At 68.4% G+C, this 15,493-nt stretch carries 16 protein-coding genes; 6 read left to right on the forward strand and 10 right to left on the reverse strand.

All coding sequences use genetic code 11. From position 1 onward, the window contains the following. Positions 1 to 179: 179 nt before the first annotated feature. The 3 genes from AC3WMU_RS10785 to AC3WMU_RS10795 all read left to right on the forward strand — a co-directional run bounded on the left by AC3WMU_RS10785 (position 180) and on the right by AC3WMU_RS10795 (position 2,766). Complete coding sequence (locus tag AC3WMU_RS10785; RefSeq protein WP_454676560.1) at positions 180 to 1,190, forward strand: ABC transporter substrate-binding protein; 1,011 nt, start codon at positions 180 to 182, stop codon at positions 1,188 to 1,190. A gap of 95 nt (positions 1,191 to 1,285) precedes the next feature. Next, positions 1,286 to 2,038 carry an ABC transporter permease gene (locus tag AC3WMU_RS10790; protein WP_280027959.1) on the forward strand — a complete coding sequence of 251 codons (753 nt, stop codon included), beginning with the start codon at positions 1,286 to 1,288 and terminating at the stop codon, positions 2,036 to 2,038. After that, complete coding sequence (locus tag AC3WMU_RS10795) at positions 2,026 to 2,766, forward strand: ABC transporter ATP-binding protein (protein ID WP_280027774.1); 741 nt, start codon at positions 2,026 to 2,028, stop codon at positions 2,764 to 2,766. Before AC3WMU_RS10790 ends, AC3WMU_RS10795 begins: the two co-directional genes overlap by 13 nt. Positions 2,767 to 2,808: 42 nt before the next feature. Here AC3WMU_RS10795 and AC3WMU_RS10800 read toward each other — a convergent pair whose 3' ends face one another. Next, positions 2,809 to 4,035, reverse strand: coding sequence for an MFS transporter (locus AC3WMU_RS10800; RefSeq protein ID WP_492282315.1), 1,227 nt, complete (start codon positions 4,033 to 4,035; stop codon positions 2,809 to 2,811). Positions 4,036 to 4,149: 114 nt separating this feature from the next. On the opposite strand from AC3WMU_RS10800, the gene AC3WMU_RS10805 reads away from it, so the two are divergent. Beyond that, positions 4,150 to 4,605 carry a winged helix-turn-helix transcriptional regulator gene (locus AC3WMU_RS10805; protein ID WP_088590441.1) on the forward strand — a complete coding sequence of 152 codons (456 nt, stop codon included), beginning with the start codon at positions 4,150 to 4,152 and terminating at the stop codon, positions 4,603 to 4,605. Here the strand turns inward: AC3WMU_RS10805 and AC3WMU_RS10810 are convergent. From AC3WMU_RS10810 to AC3WMU_RS10825, 4 genes are all read right to left on the reverse strand, one after another. Then, the gene (locus tag AC3WMU_RS10810; RefSeq protein ID WP_454676558.1) at positions 4,602 to 5,573 is read right to left on the reverse strand and encodes a pyridoxamine 5'-phosphate oxidase family protein; all 972 of its coding nucleotides are present in this window, start codon (positions 5,571 to 5,573) and stop codon (positions 4,602 to 4,604) included. The genes AC3WMU_RS10805 and AC3WMU_RS10810 overlap by 4 nt on opposite strands. A 32-nt stretch (positions 5,574 to 5,605) precedes the next feature. After that, a complete protein-coding gene (locus AC3WMU_RS10815; RefSeq protein ID WP_280027780.1) occupies positions 5,606 to 6,235 on the reverse strand; it encodes a glutathione S-transferase family protein in 630 nt (209 codons plus the stop codon). Between the two features lie 122 nt (positions 6,236 to 6,357). Further along, positions 6,358 to 7,263, reverse strand: coding sequence for a LysR family transcriptional regulator (locus AC3WMU_RS10820; RefSeq protein ID WP_492282316.1), 906 nt, complete (start codon positions 7,261 to 7,263; stop codon positions 6,358 to 6,360). Continuing rightward, positions 7,247 to 8,167: a LysR substrate-binding domain-containing protein gene (locus tag AC3WMU_RS10825; protein ID WP_006226892.1), complete on the reverse strand. Its 921-nt coding sequence runs from the start codon at positions 8,165 to 8,167 to the stop codon at positions 7,247 to 7,249. The genes AC3WMU_RS10820 and AC3WMU_RS10825 overlap by 17 nt, the downstream gene beginning before the upstream one ends. Before the next feature lie 108 nt (positions 8,168 to 8,275). On the opposite strand from AC3WMU_RS10825, the gene AC3WMU_RS10830 reads away from it, so the two are divergent. Then, positions 8,276 to 9,628 (forward strand): MFS transporter, encoded by a 1,353-nt coding sequence (locus AC3WMU_RS10830; protein WP_492282317.1) that lies wholly within the window; start codon positions 8,276 to 8,278, stop codon positions 9,626 to 9,628. On the opposite strand, the gene AC3WMU_RS10835 is transcribed toward AC3WMU_RS10830, so the two are convergent. Beyond that, positions 9,585 to 10,469 (reverse strand): LysR substrate-binding domain-containing protein, encoded by an 885-nt coding sequence (locus AC3WMU_RS10835; RefSeq protein ID WP_492282318.1) that lies wholly within the window; start codon positions 10,467 to 10,469, stop codon positions 9,585 to 9,587. The genes AC3WMU_RS10830 and AC3WMU_RS10835 overlap by 44 nt on opposite strands. A 124-nt stretch (positions 10,470 to 10,593) precedes the next feature. On the opposite strand from AC3WMU_RS10835, the gene AC3WMU_RS10840 reads away from it, so the two are divergent. Continuing rightward, entirely contained in the window at positions 10,594 to 11,262 is a 669-nt protein-coding gene (locus AC3WMU_RS10840) for a flavodoxin family protein (protein ID WP_427957567.1), read from the forward strand. Here AC3WMU_RS10840 and AC3WMU_RS10845 read toward each other — a convergent pair. From AC3WMU_RS10845 to AC3WMU_RS10860, 4 genes are all read right to left on the reverse strand, one after another. Further along, positions 11,208 to 12,014 carry a helix-turn-helix transcriptional regulator gene (locus AC3WMU_RS10845; RefSeq protein WP_492282319.1) on the reverse strand — a complete coding sequence of 269 codons (807 nt, stop codon included), beginning with the start codon at positions 12,012 to 12,014 and terminating at the stop codon, positions 11,208 to 11,210. The two genes, AC3WMU_RS10840 and AC3WMU_RS10845, sit on opposite strands and share 55 nt — an antisense overlap. A gap of 18 nt (positions 12,015 to 12,032) precedes the next feature. Continuing rightward, positions 12,033 to 12,992, reverse strand: a complete 960-nt coding sequence (locus tag AC3WMU_RS10850; RefSeq protein ID WP_427957569.1) for a proline dehydrogenase family protein — start codon at positions 12,990 to 12,992, stop codon at positions 12,033 to 12,035. 112 nt (positions 12,993 to 13,104) lie between these two features. Then, on the reverse strand, positions 13,105 to 14,019 hold the full coding sequence (locus tag AC3WMU_RS10855) for a DMT family transporter (protein ID WP_454676552.1): 915 nt from the start codon (positions 14,017 to 14,019) through the stop codon (positions 13,105 to 13,107). Positions 14,020 to 14,186: 167 nt separating this feature from the next. Next, positions 14,187 to 15,434, reverse strand: coding sequence for a D-amino acid dehydrogenase (locus tag AC3WMU_RS10860; RefSeq protein ID WP_006226899.1), 1,248 nt, complete (start codon positions 15,432 to 15,434; stop codon positions 14,187 to 14,189). Positions 15,435 to 15,493: the final 59 nt, after the last annotated feature.

The following is a 15,493-nucleotide window of genomic DNA, read 5'->3' on the forward strand; positions in this document are numbered from 1 at the left end:
ATTGGGTTTTGATAGGTGAGTCTGCCGCTATTCCCCGTTCCCCGGCACCATTAAACATATAACCATAATGAATAAAGAATAAGAATAAACATATTTAAAATCATTAGGCGGACACCGGAAAACCCTTTGCCCGTAGGCAAAGCGCCAGCCGCATCAAGGCGCGACTCACAGGATTTCCCATGCTCCGCAAGCTCTTGGCTGTCACCGTGCTCTCTGCCGCCGCGTCCTCCCCTGTCTTGGCCGCGCCGCCCGCACTGGAAATCGGCTATCTGCCCATCCTGCCCGATGCCCAGCTGTTCATCGGCCTGGAAGAAGGCAACTTGCAGGCCAAGGGCGCCCCGGCGCCCAAGCTGGTGCAATTCCAGAGCGGCCCGGCGTTGACCCAGGCGTTGATCGCCGGCCAGTTGGACGCCGCCTACGTCGGCATCGGGCCCGCGCTGGTCGCACGTGCCAAGGGCGCGGACATCAAGGTCGTCGCCTCGAACATCGTCGAACAGGTCAATGTGGTGGCGCTGGGCCCGCTGGCCCCGTACTTCGCCTCCGGCGACCCGGCCACGGCATTCGCCCGTTTCGCCAAGGACCATGGCCGCAAGCCCGTGCTTGCCAGCTACCCGAAGGGCGCCGTGCCCGAAGCCGCGCTGCAGTATTGGCTGCGCAACCAGATCAAGGCCGATCCCGCCAGCGTGGAACTGATCTACCAGGGCGAAGCCCAGATCCAGCAATCGCTGCTGACGGGCGCCATCGACGGCGCGGCCATCCTGGAGCCCACCGTCACCACCGTCCTGACCCGCGCCCCGGAATCCCGCGTGGTGGCGCGCGGTTCGCAGCTGTTCCCGAAACAGCCTGGCGCCGTGCTGCTGGTGCGCGAGAAGCTGATCGCCGACCACCCCGATACCGTGCAGCAACTGGTGAACGCGCATCTGTCGGCCACCGCGCTGTTGAAGAACGATCCAGCCAAAGCCGCAGGCTACGTGCAGAAGTACGTGGGCGGCGGCCGGCTGGACCGCGGCCTGGTGGAAAAAGCCATCCGCAGCTCGCATGACCAGTTCGTAGCCGACCCGCACGCCATCGTCGACGCCACGGCCGAACTGCAGACGTTCCAGGCAACGCTCGGCACCGTCGAAGCGCCCCCGGTCGACGTGAAGCAGTTGTTCGACACCCGCTATTACGACAAGGCCGCCAAGCCATGAATCAGGCAATTGACCCGGGAATCAACCCGGCAATGAGCCCGGCCACGCCGCCGCTCGCCGCACCTGCTGCCGGGCGCAGCGGCCCGCCGCCGTGGATGGCCGCCGCGCGCCGGGCCGCCTACGGCATCGCCGGGCTGATCCTGTTCATCGGCATCTGGAAAGCCGCGCTGCTCTGGGAATGGGCGCCGCGCGGCACCCTGCCCGACCCCTTCGCGTTGCCCGGCACGCTGGCGCAGGAATGGCAATCGGGGCGCCTGCTGCCTGCCATCGGCTCCAGCCTGATCCACTATTTCTGGGGGCTGGCGCTGGGCACGGCGCTGGGCTTCGGCGTGGGCCTGGCCGCGGCCACGCTGCCGCGCTTCGACCTGACCCAAGCCTATCTGGCCCGCATCCTGCGCCCGATCCCGCCGCTGGCGTGGGTCGTGTTCGCCATCGCCTGGTTCAAAGTCAGCCATGCGGGCGCGGCCTTCGTCATCGCGATCGGCGTGTTCTGGGTGAACTACTTCGCCACCTACAGCGCCGTACGCAACGTGGACCCGCGCTACTACGAACTGGCCCGCGCGTTCGGCCATGGCGGTTATCTGGCCCGTGCGTTCTCGGTGACGCTGCCAGCCATCGCCCCCGGCGCCCTGTCGGGCGTGCGCACCGGCATCGGGCAAGCCTGGATGACGCTGATCGCCGCCGAACTGCTTGGCGTGCCCGGCATGGGCCAGGAGATGAACGCCGCCGCCGGCGTGGGCGCCTACGACGCCGTGGTCGTCTACATGCTGATCATCTCGCTGGTCTACACAATCTGCGACCTGGCGTTCTCCACCGTTGAAGGGAAGGTGCTGCAATGGCGTCCGTGATCGAATTCACCCAGCTGTCCTATCAGCATCCGGGGGCCGCCGCGCCGGTCATCCAGGGGCTGTCCCTGAACATCGAGGCGGGCAGCTTCGTCGCGGTGGTCGGCGGGTCGGGCGTGGGCAAGTCCACCCTGCTGCGCGCCGCCGCGGGCCTGACGGAACCCACGGCCGGTGCGGTCCGTTTCCAGGCGCAGCCGCGCCCGGGACGCCGCACGCGCGCCGTCGTGTTCCAGGACAGCCGCCTGATGCCCTGGCGCACGGTCGGCGGCAACGTCGGCTACGGCCTGGAAGGCCTGGGGCTGGATCGCGTGGAAAAGACGCAACGCATCGATGCCGCGCTGCAGCTGACAGGCATGGGGGACTACGGCCGCCGCTGGCCCCACCAGTTGTCCGGTGGGCAGGCGCAGCGGGTAGGCATTGCCCGCGCCCTGGCCGTCAAGCCGGACCTTCTGCTGATGGACGAACCCTTCAGCGCGGTCGACGCCATTACCCGCCGCAACCTGCAGCAGGAACTGATCCGCGTCTGGCAGGCGTCCGGCGCCGCCGTGCTGTTCGTCACGCACGATATCGAAGAAGCGGTGTTCCTGGCCGACAAGGTCGTCGTGCTGGGCGGGCATCCCGCCAACGTCGTGGGCAGCTACGACATCGCCCTGCCCCGCCCGCGCGACCGAGGCGCTGCGGCGTTCGCTTCTCAGGTCGCGGCCATCGCCCACACGCTGGAACACCACTGATCGGCATGCCGGCACCAACGGGTGCCGGACTCAGCACCGGGTTCAGCACCGGGCCGCGTGCGCAGCCGCCTTCCTCGGCAGCGTCGCCGCCCAGAACAGCAACGCCGCCAGGCTGATGCCGGCGCCCAGCACACAGACGCCAGACCATCCCCAGCGCGCGTACACGGCCGTTGACGCGATAGCCCCCAACCCGCTGCCCACCGCGTAGAACATCATGTACGCGCCCACCAGGCGGCTGTGCGCCTGCGCGCTGATGCTGAAGATCATCGTCTGATTGGTCACGTGCAGCGCCTGCAACGCCACATCCAGGATCAATACACCCAGTGCCAGCGCCCACAGGCCGTGCTCCAGCAAGGCGATGGGCGCCCAGGCCAGGCACAGCAGCAGCAGGCCCGCTGCGGTGGTGCGCTGCCCCAGCCCGCTGTCCGCCCACCGGCCGGCGCGCGCCGCCATCAACACGCCCAGCACGCCCACCAGCCCGAACGCGCCAATCGCCGTGTGCGACAAGGAATACGGCGGCGCCGACAGCGGCAACACCAGCGCCGTCCAGAAGGCGCTGATCGCCGCGAACATCAGCAACGCGATCATGCCGCGCACCCGCAGCACGGGTTCGCGCGCCATCAAGGCGTACAGGGAACGCAGCAATGCCCAGTACGACAGGTCGGCCACCGGCAGACGCCGGTGCGGCAAGCGGCGCGCCAGCACCCAGGCCAGCAAGGCGGCCAGCGCCGCCGACACCACATACACCGCGCGCCAGCCCCATGCATCCGCAACCAGGCCCGCCACCGTACGCGCCAGCAACAGGCCGATCACCACGCCGCCCTGCGCCGCGCCCACGACTCGGCCGCGCTCGGCCGGCGCCGCCAAGGCGGCGGACAAGGCCAGCAAGCCCTGCGTCATCGCCGTGCCCAGCAGCCCCAGCGCCACCATGCCGGCCAGCAGCCACGGCGTGTTGCCCGCCAGCGCCACAGAGCCCAAGGCCAGCACCAGCAGCCCCAGTTGCCCAATCATCAGCCGGCGCCGGTCCAGCAGATCCCCCAGGGGCACGACGAACAGCAAGGCCAGGGCGCACCCCAGCTGCGTGGCGGTGATGACAATGCCCACAGCGCTGTCGTCCAGGCCGAACTCCCGGCCGATGGCGTCCAGCAAAGGTTGGGCGTAATACACGTTGGCCACGCTCAGCGCACAGGCCACCGCCAGCAGCATGACCAGCCAGGTCGGCATGGGGCTGCCGACATCGTGGGGGGAATCGTCGGATCGGGCACGCATCGGATTTCCAATATGGTTTTATTACGAAACCAGAATGCTAGGGCTTTAGGTTTTATAATGCAACCATAAAGTCCGATCCGCTGTCCCCGTCATCCTCTTGTTAAAGGGCCCGACATGGTCAAACGCACCAGCCTTGAAGGCGCCGCCTGTCCCGTGGCGCGCTCGCTAGACGCGATCGGCGACTGGTGGTCGCTGCTGATCGTGCGCGACGCCTTCGATGGCTTGCGACGCTTCGGCGAATTCCAGAAAAGCCTGGGGGTCGCCAAGAACATCCTGAGCGACCGGCTGCGCACGCTGGTCGCGCACGGCATCCTTACTGCCGTCCCGGCGTCCGACGGCAGCGCCTATCAGGAATACGTGCTGACGGAAAAGGGCCGCGCCCTGTTCCCGGTCATCGTCGGCTTGCGGCAATGGGGCGAAGACCACTACTACGCCCCCGCCGAAGCCCATTCCACACTGATCGACCGCAAGCGCGGCCAGACGGTGCGCCGGCTGGAGATCCGCGCCCAGGACGGGCGCCTGCTGGATCCGGAAGATACCGTGGTGCAAAAGACCACGCCGGGCGCCTAGGCGGCCGCCGGCCACTGCCCCGTCGCCAGCGCCGTCGGCGAATACGCATCGAACTTCCAGCGCAGCGCCAGCGCGCCTGGCCGCCACACGGCGCGGCGAACGTCCACGCGCCACAGGCGCTCAGCGCCGGCAAACGTATCGATCTCGGGGCTGTCCAGAATCACTTCCGCCCGCCCCGACAACTGCAGGACGTCGCCCCGCGCGAAATCGATGAAGACGAGGCCCGCGCGCGGGTTCGCCATCAGATTGCCCAGCGTATTGAAGAAGCGGTTGCCCGAAAAATCGGGGATGGTGAGGACATTGCCGTCCACCCGCACGAACCCCGGCTTGCCGCCGCGATGTGACACGTCCACGGCACGGCCCGCGCCGCCCTCAACGTCCACGTAGCTGGCGACAAAGAACGTATCAGAGGCCGCGATCAAGGCGCGTGCCGCATCGTCCAGCCCATCGCGTTCGCGCGGCGTACCGGGAAAGCGCAGCGACGGCGCACGCGAAAAGTGGAAATCGCGCGACTGGATGTACTGCGGGCAGTTGCCGAAGGATTGCGCGACGGCAACGTCGAATCGCTTGCCGTCCCAGGCCGCAACCCGGCCGTTCATGCGGTTGCGGCGCCGGGTATGCAGCTCGATACCCAGCAGGCCCACCGCCCGGTCCGGGCCCAGGCCGGCCAGCAACGGATCGTCGGCATCCGGCACGGCCGCCACGCGCAGGGTGTGCGGGTCTGGCGACACGGCAAATCCCGGCAGCCCTTCCAGCACGCCCGCCCACGGGTCGCCCCGGTCGTCCACCGTGCCCATCACCAGGAAGGGCAATTGCGCGAAAAACTCCCGGTGCTGGTCCGGCATGTAGTCGCGCACGACCTTGGGGCCGATCTGCGCCATGCGCTCGGCCACGCCCGCGCGGGTTTGCAGCAGCCGTTCGCCGACGTGCCAGGGCGGCGCGACACGGATAGGATCGGAAGCGTTCATGATGCGTTCCTTGGCCGGCACGAGGCCGGCATTCAAGCCGCCAACAGGCCGGCGGCCGTGCTGGCCATCGGCACGAAGCGCGGCAGGTTTTCGATGCGAGCCAACCACGCTCGGACATGCGGATAGTCCGCCAACGACACGTTGCCCTCCGGCGCGTGCGCCACGTAGGCATAGCAAGCCACGTCTGCGATGGTCGGGGCCGCGCCCGCTAGGAAGTCGCGCTGCGCAAGCTCGCGATCCATGACGGACAGCAAGGCATGCGCGCGCGCCAACGTAGCGTCCACGTCGAACGACGCACCGAATACGGTCACCAGGCGGGCCGCCGCCGGGCCACCGGCCAAGGGGCCTGCGGCCACCGACAGCCAGCGCTGCACCTGCGCCGCCCCGGCCGCATCCTCGGGCAGCCACGCGCCGCCGCCGTAGCGCTTGGCCAGGTAGACGAGGATGGCGTTGGAATCCGCGACCACCACGCCGTTGTCGTCGATCACCGGCACTTGGCCGAACGCGTTCATTGCCAGGAATTCAGGACGCTTTTGTTCCGCCTGGCGCAGGTCCACGTCGACGCGGTGATGCGGCACCTCCAGCAGGGACAGCATCAACGCGACGCGATGCGCGTGGCCGGACAAGGGGAAGCTGTAGAAGGTCAACGGAGCGGTAGCCATGCGAAGTTCTCAAGTGGGTGGATCGTGCCTCCATCTTGGCCCCGTATGCGCCAAACGAGAACAGCCAGCGGCCGCAAGACACTCTTGCAGTCCGTGAAAGAAAGTGCGGGAAAACTCGCGTGTCAGGCGGGCAGCGTGGCCAGGTCCCGGCGCAGCGCATCCACGCAGAAATCGACGAAACTGCGCACTTTCGCCGAGCTTTTTCGGCCCTCGGGATACACCACGTGCACCGGCATGGGAGGCAGTTCGAAGTCGCGCAGCACCACCTGCAAGGCGCCGCTGGCCAAATGCCGGGCCACCTGATACGACACCACTTGCGTCAGGCCCCACCCTTCGCAAGCCGCCAGGACTGCGGCCTGGAATGACGTGACCGTCAATTGCGAATCCACGCTCAGCCGCCGGGCTTGGCCGTCCTGCTGGAAGCGCCACTGCGTGCCCCGCCCCTCCATGGCCGCGGTGATCGTGCAAAAGCGCGGCAACGCGTCCAGGTCCTTGGGTTCGCCGTGTTCCTGCAGGAAACCCGGCGCGGCGCACACCACACGGCGCACGTGCCCCACCGGCACCGCGGTCAAGGTCGAATCCGGCAAGGCGCCGATGCGTACCGCCACATCCACGCCTTCATCCAGCAGGTTCACGACGCGATCCACCAGCAAAGTGCGCACGGACACTTCACGGTGCGCGCGCAGATAGCCCAGTACCGCCGGCATCACATGCAGTTCGCCGAAGAAGGCGGGCGCCGTGATGCTGAGCGCGCCGCGCGGGGCCCCCATCACGCCCGCCGCGGCGTCGTCGGCCTGCTCCACGTCGTCCAGGATGCGGCGGCAATCGGCCGCGTAGCGTTCGCCGGCTTCGGTCAGGCGCAAGCTTCGCGTAGTGCGCACCAGCAGCAAGACGCCCAGGCGATGCTCCAGCGCCGCGACGCTGCGCGTCACCGTGGGCGCGGACATTTCCAGCCGCCGGGCGGCGGCGGCAAAGCTCCTGGCCTCGGCCACGGCCAGGAACACGGTCATTTCATGGAAGCGGTTCACGGCGGGTCTCTCCGGCCAAGGCGCGCGGGGCGCTGTCATGGATGCATTGCCGCACAATATCGCCCAACGCGGCGGCCACGGGGTCAGGCTGCGCCTGCGCCTGGTACAGCGACAGCGAAATCGACGGCAGGGCCGGCAAGCCCTGCTCGCCCGGCGCCAGCGTGCGGACCGTGGCGGGCAGGCCCAAAGGCGTGCGCACCGCCACCCCCAGACCCGCGGTAGCGGCTGCCCACAAGCCGGCCAGGCTGGGGCTGGTGAACGCGGCGCGCCAGGACAGGTTCGCCCGGTCCAGCGCCTCGGTCGCGCAATCGCGGAACAGGCACGGCGCCTCGAACGCCACCAGGGGCACATCGCCATCGTCCGTAAACACGGACGCGGCGGGCGCCGCCGGCCCGATCCAGCACATTGGAAGCTCCAGCAAACGCTCTGCATGCGGCAGGCGCGCATCATGGTCCCAGGCCAGCGCCAGATCCAGCTGCGCAAGCGCGATGCGCTCCAGCAGGTCGGCATTGCGCGCGACGCGGGCTTCGATCCTGACCTTGGGATGCGCCCGGGCGAACTGGCCCAACACCTGGGGCAGCAGCGTTTCGCCAAAGTCCTCCTGCAAGCCCAGCCGTACCCGGCCTTCCAGTTCCGCCCCGCGCACGGCACGCGACGCCTGATCGTTCAGCGCCAGCAGCCGGCGCGCGTAGGCCAGCATCGTCTCGCCCGCCTCAGTCAGCGCCAGGCCGCGGCCTTCCTTGCGAAGCAGCGGCACGCCGGCCTGCTCTTCCAGCTTCTTCAGTTGCGCACTGACGGCGGACGTGGACCGGCCAAGACGATCCGCCGCACGCCCGAAGCTGCCCAGGTCGACCCCGGCCACAAAGCTGCGCAACACATCAAGATCGAACGTGACCTGCCGCATTAATAGTCCCGATATTCAAAACTATAAAACCAAAATTTCCTGATTTTCAGAACGATAGCAGAAGCGCAGACTGACCGGGTCCTTTTCTTTTGCCCGTCGGAGCCCCGCATGTCCCCACCCTCTTGCCCCGCATTGACGATGCCTTCGGAAGCGGCACGGCCGGCCCATCGTTGGAAAGTGCTGGCGGTCGGCGTCGCCGCCAACGCCGCCTTTTCGGCCGCGGCGGCCGGCCTGCCCACGACGGCGGTGTTCATGCGTTCGGGCTACCGGCTGGACAACGACCAGTTGGGCCTGGCCTTGGGGCTGCTGGGGTTGGGCGTGGCGCTGTTCGAGTTGCCCTGGGGCTTGCTGACCGACCGCTGGGGCGACCGCCCGGTGCTCTTGAGCGGCCTGGGCGCCACGGCTGCGGCGTTGGCCTGGATGGGCATTTTTGCCGCGCCCACGGCGGCCGGGGTGCCCAGCCTGTGGCTGCTGGCGCTGGGGCTAGTGCTGGTCGGCAGCCTGGGCGGCAGCGTCAACGGCGCCAGCGGGCGGGCCGTGATGGCCTGGTTCGACGAAGGCGAGCGCGGCCTGGCGATGAGCATCCGCCAAACCGCGGTGCCGTTGGGCGGCGGCCTGGGCGCGCTCCTGCTGCCGTGGCTGGCGGCGCACGCGGGCTTTGGCGCGGTGTTCGGCGCGCTGAGCCTGATGTGCGGCGTGGCCGCCGCGCTTGCCGCAGGCTGGTTGCGGGAACCGGGACGCGCCGGCCCTGCCTCGACCCGCTCGACCGCCCCGGCGCGCCCGGCCGCCTCGCCGCTGCGCGATGGCCGCGTCTGGCGGGCCGCCGTCGCGATCGGCGTCATGTGCAGCCCGCAATTCGCGGTGTTGACGTTCGCCACCGTGTTCCTGCACGACTTCAGCCAGGCGGGCATCGGCACGGTGACGGGCGTGATGGTCGCCGTGCAACTGGGCGCCATGGTGGCGCGTATCGCGGCCGGGCGCTGGACGGATCGCCATGGCGACCGGCGCGCCTTCCTGCGCCGCTGCACCTGGCTGAGCTGCCTGCTGTTCGCGGCGCTGGGCGCCGTGGCCTGGGCAGTCGACGGCGCCCCGGGCCGCCCGGGCGCCATGTTGACGACCGCCAGCCTGCTGGCGGCGGCAGGCATCTGCGCGTCGGCCTGGCACGGCGTGGCCTATACGGAATTGGCCACCTTGGCAGGCGCCTCGCGCGCTGGCACCGCGCTGGGCATGGCCAACAGCTGCGTCTACCTGGGCCTGTTCCTGACGCCGCTGGCCATTCCGCACGTGGTCGCGGCCAGCTCGTGGCCGGTGACCTGGGTGATCGCCGGGCTTTGCATGTTGGCGGCACTGCCGCTGCTTCCCCGGCCCGTGCCTCGGTCCGCGCTCACCCCCAAGGCGCTGGAACCGGCGCCGCGCGCTACCCCAGAAACTCCTGGCTCAACCAACCCAGGAACGCCTTGACCGGGGGGTGCCGTTCGCGGCCCGGCGCGCACAGCGCGGTGTAGGCGGACCCAGCCACGCGCACGTCAGGCCGATACGCCGCCAGCGTGCCGGCGGCCACGCTGTCCGACACCATGACGGAACTGGCCAGCACCAGGCCCTGCCCGGCAATCGCCGCCTGCAGGGCGTAATGCTCTTCCGTGTACGCATGCACCGCCGCCGGCTTGCGCCACGACGGCAAGCGCGCCGCGTCGCACCACGCCTGCCAGCCCAGGTCATACAGCTGGGAATCGCGCCAGTGCACCGTTACTAGCGCTGGCGCGCGTTTTCCTGCCTGCGCCACCATCGAAGGCGCGCCGTATACGCCAAACGACTCCGGCAGCCGGCACGCGGCGTGCAAGGCCGGATAGGCATGCGGGCTGTAGCGGATCGCGACATCCACGCTGGCGTCCTGCAGCAAGTCCACGGGATCAGCGTTGGCGTTCAGGCGCAACTGGTATTGCGGATAGGCGTCGTAGAAGCGCCCCAGCCTGGGCACCAGCCACAGCGCCGCGAAGGAATGCGTAGTGGACACCGTCAACGCGCCCGAGGCCGGCGCCGGCCGCAAGGCGTCCAGCGTTTGCGCCACATCCAGCAAGGCGCCGTGCACGCTGACGAAAAGGCGCGCGCCCTTGTCGGTCAGCCGCACGCCGCGCGGCACGCGGTCGAACAGCGCGAACCCCGCCTGCCGTTCCAACACCTTGATCTGGTGCGACACCGCGGTGGGCGTCACCGCAAGTTCGGCAGCAGCCAGCTTGAAACTGCGCAGCCTGGCCGCCGCTTCAAACGTACGCAGCGCCGTGACCGGAAGGTTGGCAAACATGAAGGGGCCCTATACATGAAATGAATTCATCATAACCAAGGAATCGTCATTTGTCGCGGCGTCTTGTCCTCCCTACATTGACGGTCAAGCATGAACCACGCATGCCGAATCCAAGGATCCCAACATGAATTCAAATCATCAAGAAAAAAAGCTGCTCATTCTGGTGGGCAGCCCCCGGCGCGACGGCAACAGCGCAGCCCTGGCCGCGGCCGCGCAACGCGGCGCCGACGCGGCCGGCACCGCCACTACCCTGCTATTCCTGGACGATTACATCCAGGGCTTCCTGCCCGACCTGCGCCACGGTTCCGCCCCGGCCGACCGCTACGGCGAACTGTTCGGCGAGTATTTCCTGCCTGCCGACGGCGTCCTGATCTGCACGCCTGTGTATTGGTACGGGATGTCCGCGCAGGCCAAGGCGTTCTTCGACCGTTCCTTCACCCATTACGCGGGTTCGGGCCCGGAGCCGGAACGGGTCAAAGCCGCCATGACCGGCAAGCGCCTGGGCCTGACGGTCGTGTCCGAGGAAACCTATGCCGGCGCGGCGCTGGGCATCGTGCATCAGGTGCAGGAATACGCGCGCTACACGCATTCGGACTTTGTCGGCTATGTGCACGGCGCAGGCAACAAGCGCGGAGAAGTCGCTGCGGACCCGCGCCAACCGCTGCTGGCAGCCGAACAACTGGGCGCCGCCTTTTTCACGCGCAAATACTCCGACTACCGGATGGAGACGCCCCGCGCTCACAACGTGTGGGACGCGCCAGCCCGTTGCAGCACGCCGGGGGTGCTGCCGTAGACCTGCTTGAAGACACGGGTCAGGTGCGCTTGATCCGCAAACCCCACCGCATGGGCCGCCTGCGCCAGCGGCAAGCCATCGCGCAACAGCACCCGCGCCCGCGCCACCCGCCAATTGCGCAGCCAGGCCTGCGGCGGCAGGCCATAGCGGCGGGCAAACTGCTTGACGAGCGTCGTGCGATGGCGGTCCTGCGCCTGCGCCAGCGCTTCCAGATCCGGCGCGCAGGACGGATCGGCGGCCATGCGTTCGCGCAGCAAGGCGCAGACGTCGGGTGCATCGGTCAAGGCCGGGTCGCCGGCGCCGGCGTGCGCAGCCAGCAGCCCGAATAAGGCGGCGGACAGGCGTTCGCGGCGCGCCGGGTCGGGAATCGGGTCCGGCGTCAGCGCGGCCAGCCATTGCGTGCACAGGCCTGGCGCCGTGATGACGGGCCCCGGCAAACGCGCGCCGTCGGCGAACAAGGCGCGCGCGTGGTCGTCGAACCACTGGGCGTCGATGTACGCCATGCGATACGTCAACGGCGCGGCCGAGGTGCCGCCGGTATGGACCTGGCCAGGCGCGATCACCACCAGGTCGCCCTCGCTGGCGGCATGAGCCTGGCCATGTACCGTGAAGGTGCAACGGCCGTGCTCGATGGCGCCGATGGACCAGGCGTCGTGGAAATGTGGCGCATAGCGATAGGCGCGCAAATCCGCGATCAGCACGTCGCCGGGCAGGCCGGCGCCGCAATGCCAGATGTGTCGAGAAACCGCCATGATGCCTTCAGGCTGTGGCTAGCTGAAATAGTGCCCGTCCGAGGTCAGGGAACGGGCCAGCAGCCACGCGTTACGAGGATTCTCCCCCACCCGGCGGATGGCGTACGGCCACCAGTCGCCGCCGAACGGAAGATAGACCCTGACGTTATAGCCCAAGCCGCGCAGCGCCAGTTGCCAGTCGGGGCGCACGCCATAGAGCATTTCGAATTCGAAGCCATCGGGCGGCCACCCGCGCTCGCGCGCCAGCGTCATGATCGCGCCGGCCAGGCGGTCGTCATGCGTGCCGAAGACGGGATGGAAACCCGCGTCGCGCGCCTCGCGCGACAGCATGATGGACGCCGCGTCCAGATACGCCTGATCGATGCCCGCGCGACCCGCGTGATCCAGCGCGCGCTCAGGAAACGCGCCTTTCACCAGGCGCAGCGAAGTCCGTTGCCGGATCGCCCACGTCAGGTCTTCCGGCGTGCGCCGGCGCCGCGCCTGCAAGGTCAGGCCGACAGGCAGGCCAGTTTCCTGCAAGCTGCGGTGCAGTGCGCAGGTGCGGTCGCGGATGGCGGCGTCTTCCATGTCCAGCACCATCCAGTCCTGCCCGCCGCGCGCGGCCCGCGACACCGCCGCGGCGATGCGCCGGGCGTTGTCTTCGCCGCGCGCATCGCTGTCCATATAGCCGATGGCGGTGGGATCCACGGAAACGTGCACGTCCAGGCCCGCCCTGCCCAGCGCGTCGCAGGCGTCGATGGCCTGCGCCACGTTGTGTTCGATGGCGGCCGGGTCCGCCACGTATTCGCCCAGATAGAAGAGCGACGCCCGGATGCCGTGCGCGTCGCGCAAGCGCAAGGCGGTCTGGACGGCGGCCTCCACATCCGCGCCGCCGACGAAACGGCGCGCCAGTGACGACCGGGCGGCCATCGCCCGCATCGCGCGGCCCATCATGGGGCTGCGCGCCAGCGCGATGGTGGTTCTTTGGAAAAGGCTCATGGGCGCTCCCGCTAAAGCACCGCACTATCGCGCGACGGGAAGCGCCTGTATTGAACGCCCGTGAATCAGCGGTCGGGGGCCGGTTGACCCTGCAAGCAGCCCCGCACTGACCCTAGACCTTGCCAGCCGCCAAGGCCCGGGTGGGCGCCCGGCCGAACAGTGGACGCTGCACCGTCTGCGCCAGGAGCACGCCCGCCAGCGTCACCGCCCCGCCCAGCAGGTGGTATCCGTGCAACTGCTCGCGCAGCATCACAAATGCCGCCAGCGCCGTGAACAAGGGCAGCAGGTTGATGAAAATGCTGCAGCGGGTGGGGCCCAGCCGGTGCACGCCCTCGATCCACAGGTACGACAGCAACACCGACGAAAAGATGCCGGCATAAAGGATCAGCGGAATGGTGTTCACGTCCAACGCAGCCTGCGCCGCCGGCACGCGCAGATAGAGCGGCAGCATGTAGAGCAGCGCGAAGATCGACTGCACGAACGTGGATTGCCAGGCGGGAACCGGCACCTTCCAGTGGCGCAGCAGCACCCCGTACAGCGCATAGGACATGGCGGCCAGCAGCATCAGCCCGTCGCCCACATGGATGCCGTGCTGGAACACGCTGAGCATGTCGCCCTGCCCCACCAGGTACAGCAGCCCCAGAAACGACAGCACCCCGCCCGCGGCCATGCCCAGCGTCAGGGGATCGCGCAGGATGACGACGCTAAGCAGCATGCTCAGCAACGGAATCAGCGCCGTCAGGATGGCCATGTTGGTGGCGGTGGTGGTTTCAGCCGCGCGGTAGGACAGGGCCTGGAACACCGCCGACGACAAGGCGCCGTACAACGCCAGCTTGGGCCAATGCCGCAGGATGACCTTGCGGTTGCGCCAGGCCGGACGGGCCGTGAACAGGCCCATCAGTACCAAGGCCAGCACCAGGCGGTAGAACGTGATTGCCGTGGGCGAGATGGCGCTGGCGGCCATCTTGGACACGATGACATTGCCCGCCCAGAACAGGATGGCGAACAAGGGGAACAAATAGGACATGATGAATGCGCTCGCAGGAGGGGGATCGGATCCCGCTGGAACCTGCCGGCAAGCCGGCGGGCGCTGCGGGATGACCGCTATCCTATTGAGCGTGCGCGGGTCCGTCTGCCGATGAAAAGGCAGCTGCTATCGCGAAATGGACATGCCGACCTCGCCGGCCGACGCATTCACGGCCGGAACGGCGCGGGGTCCAGCGGCAGTTCCAATCCCGCCATCTGGGCCGTCAGCAAGGCCGCGCTGCCGCAGGCCAAGGTAAAGCCCAGCGCCCCTTGGCCGATGTTCAGCCACAGATTGTCGGCAGCTGCAGCGCGCCCGATCAGCGGCTTGCCGGTAGGCGTGGCGGGGCGCAGGCCTGCCCAGGGAATGGCCTGGCGCAAGTCGAGGGAAGGAAAGGCCTCATGCACCTGGCGCTTCAACAAGTCCACGCGCGCCGAATCGATGTCCGCATTGGCGCTGCCGATATCGACCATGGCTGCGATCCGCAGCACGCCACCCACGCGGGCATAGACGATGCGCCGCTCATAGTCCGTCACGCTGATGCGCGGCGCGACGGCGTCGTCATCCGACAGCGGCACGCTCAGGCTGTATCCCTTAAGCGGATACAAAGGCACATCCTGCCCCAGCGGCTTGAGCAGGGCGCGCGTGCCGATGCCGGTGGCAAGCACCACGGCGTCGGCGCCGATGTCGCCCTCGCGGGTGTTCACCGCCACGATGCGACGGCCTTCGCGCTGCAGGCCGGCCACCGGATTGGACATGACGCATTCCACATTGCCCAGCGCCTGCAGGCGGTCGAACAAGGCTTCGGTGAACTGGCGGCAATCGCCCGCCTCTTCGCTGGGGGTGTAGATGGCGCCGGCCAGCTTGTCGCCCATGGCGGCCAGCGCGGGTTCCATCGCCAGCGTCTGCGCGGCGTCCAGCACCTGCTGCTCCGCGCCATGCCCGGCCTGATACGCCACCAGCGCGCGCGCCTTGTCCAGCAGGGCCGCGCTGCGGTAGGCAATCAGCTTGCCGTTTTTCAAATGGCCAAAATCCAGGTCCTCCTGCGCCAGCAAGGTATGCATGACGTCGCGGCTCAGGTAGGACAGCCCCAGCAGCTGCGCGGTCGAGGCCTTCGCGACCGACGCCCGGCAGGCCAGGGCGAACTGCAGGCACCACCGCCATTGATGGGGGTCCAGCCGGGGCCGGAAACGCAGCGGGGAATCCTCGCGCAGCAACCAGCCGGGCACGCTGGGCAGCACGCCCGGCCCTGCCAGCGGCGCGACATAGCTATAGCTGAGCTGGCCGCCGTTGGCGTAGCTGGACACCTCGGCCGGCCGCGCCTGGCTGTCGACCAGCACCACATCGTGACCCTGGCGCGCCAGGAAATAGGCGGACGTCACACCGACAACGCCCGCACCGATTACGCAAACGCGCATACCTGAATCCTGAAAGAAGTCTGCCTACTACCCCTACCCGGGGCACTTTTGCATTGGGA

This window comes from Achromobacter sp. FW305-C-13 (genome assembly GCF_058783475.1).

What these genes read in the sequence shown, in the direction of transcription:
- AC3WMU_RS10785 (WP_454676560.1), top strand. Translation starts at nt 180, where the DNA reads ATGCTCCGCAAGCTCTTGGCTGTCACCGTGCTCTCTGCCGCCGCGTCC.
- AC3WMU_RS10790 (WP_280027959.1), top strand. Translation starts at nt 1,286, where the DNA reads ATGGCCGCCGCGCGCCGGGCCGCCTACGGCATCGCCGGGCTGATCCTG.
- AC3WMU_RS10795 (WP_280027774.1), top strand. Translation starts at nt 2,026, where the DNA reads ATGGCGTCCGTGATCGAATTCACCCAGCTGTCCTATCAGCATCCGGGG.
- AC3WMU_RS10800 (WP_492282315.1), bottom strand. Translation starts at nt 4,035, where the DNA reads ATGCGTGCCCGATCCGACGATTCCCCCCACGATGTCGGCAGCCCCATG.
- AC3WMU_RS10805 (WP_088590441.1), top strand. Translation starts at nt 4,150, where the DNA reads ATGGTCAAACGCACCAGCCTTGAAGGCGCCGCCTGTCCCGTGGCGCGC.
- AC3WMU_RS10810 (WP_454676558.1), bottom strand. Translation starts at nt 5,573, where the DNA reads ATGAACGCTTCCGATCCTATCCGTGTCGCGCCGCCCTGGCACGTCGGC.
- AC3WMU_RS10815 (WP_280027780.1), bottom strand. Translation starts at nt 6,235, where the DNA reads ATGGCTACCGCTCCGTTGACCTTCTACAGCTTCCCCTTGTCCGGCCAC.
- AC3WMU_RS10825 (WP_006226892.1), bottom strand. Translation starts at nt 8,167, where the DNA reads ATGCGGCAGGTCACGTTCGATCTTGATGTGTTGCGCAGCTTTGTGGCC.
- AC3WMU_RS10830 (WP_492282317.1), top strand. Translation starts at nt 8,276, where the DNA reads ATGTCCCCACCCTCTTGCCCCGCATTGACGATGCCTTCGGAAGCGGCA.
- AC3WMU_RS10835 (WP_492282318.1), bottom strand. Translation starts at nt 10,469, where the DNA reads ATGTTTGCCAACCTTCCGGTCACGGCGCTGCGTACGTTTGAAGCGGCG.
- AC3WMU_RS10840 (WP_427957567.1), top strand. Translation starts at nt 10,594, where the DNA reads ATGAATTCAAATCATCAAGAAAAAAAGCTGCTCATTCTGGTGGGCAGC.
- AC3WMU_RS10845 (WP_492282319.1), bottom strand. Translation starts at nt 12,014, where the DNA reads ATGGCGGTTTCTCGACACATCTGGCATTGCGGCGCCGGCCTGCCCGGC.
- AC3WMU_RS10850 (WP_427957569.1), bottom strand. Translation starts at nt 12,992, where the DNA reads ATGAGCCTTTTCCAAAGAACCACCATCGCGCTGGCGCGCAGCCCCATG.
- AC3WMU_RS10855 (WP_454676552.1), bottom strand. Translation starts at nt 14,019, where the DNA reads ATGTCCTATTTGTTCCCCTTGTTCGCCATCCTGTTCTGGGCGGGCAAT.
- AC3WMU_RS10860 (WP_006226899.1), bottom strand. Translation starts at nt 15,434, where the DNA reads ATGCGCGTTTGCGTAATCGGTGCGGGCGTTGTCGGTGTGACGTCCGCC.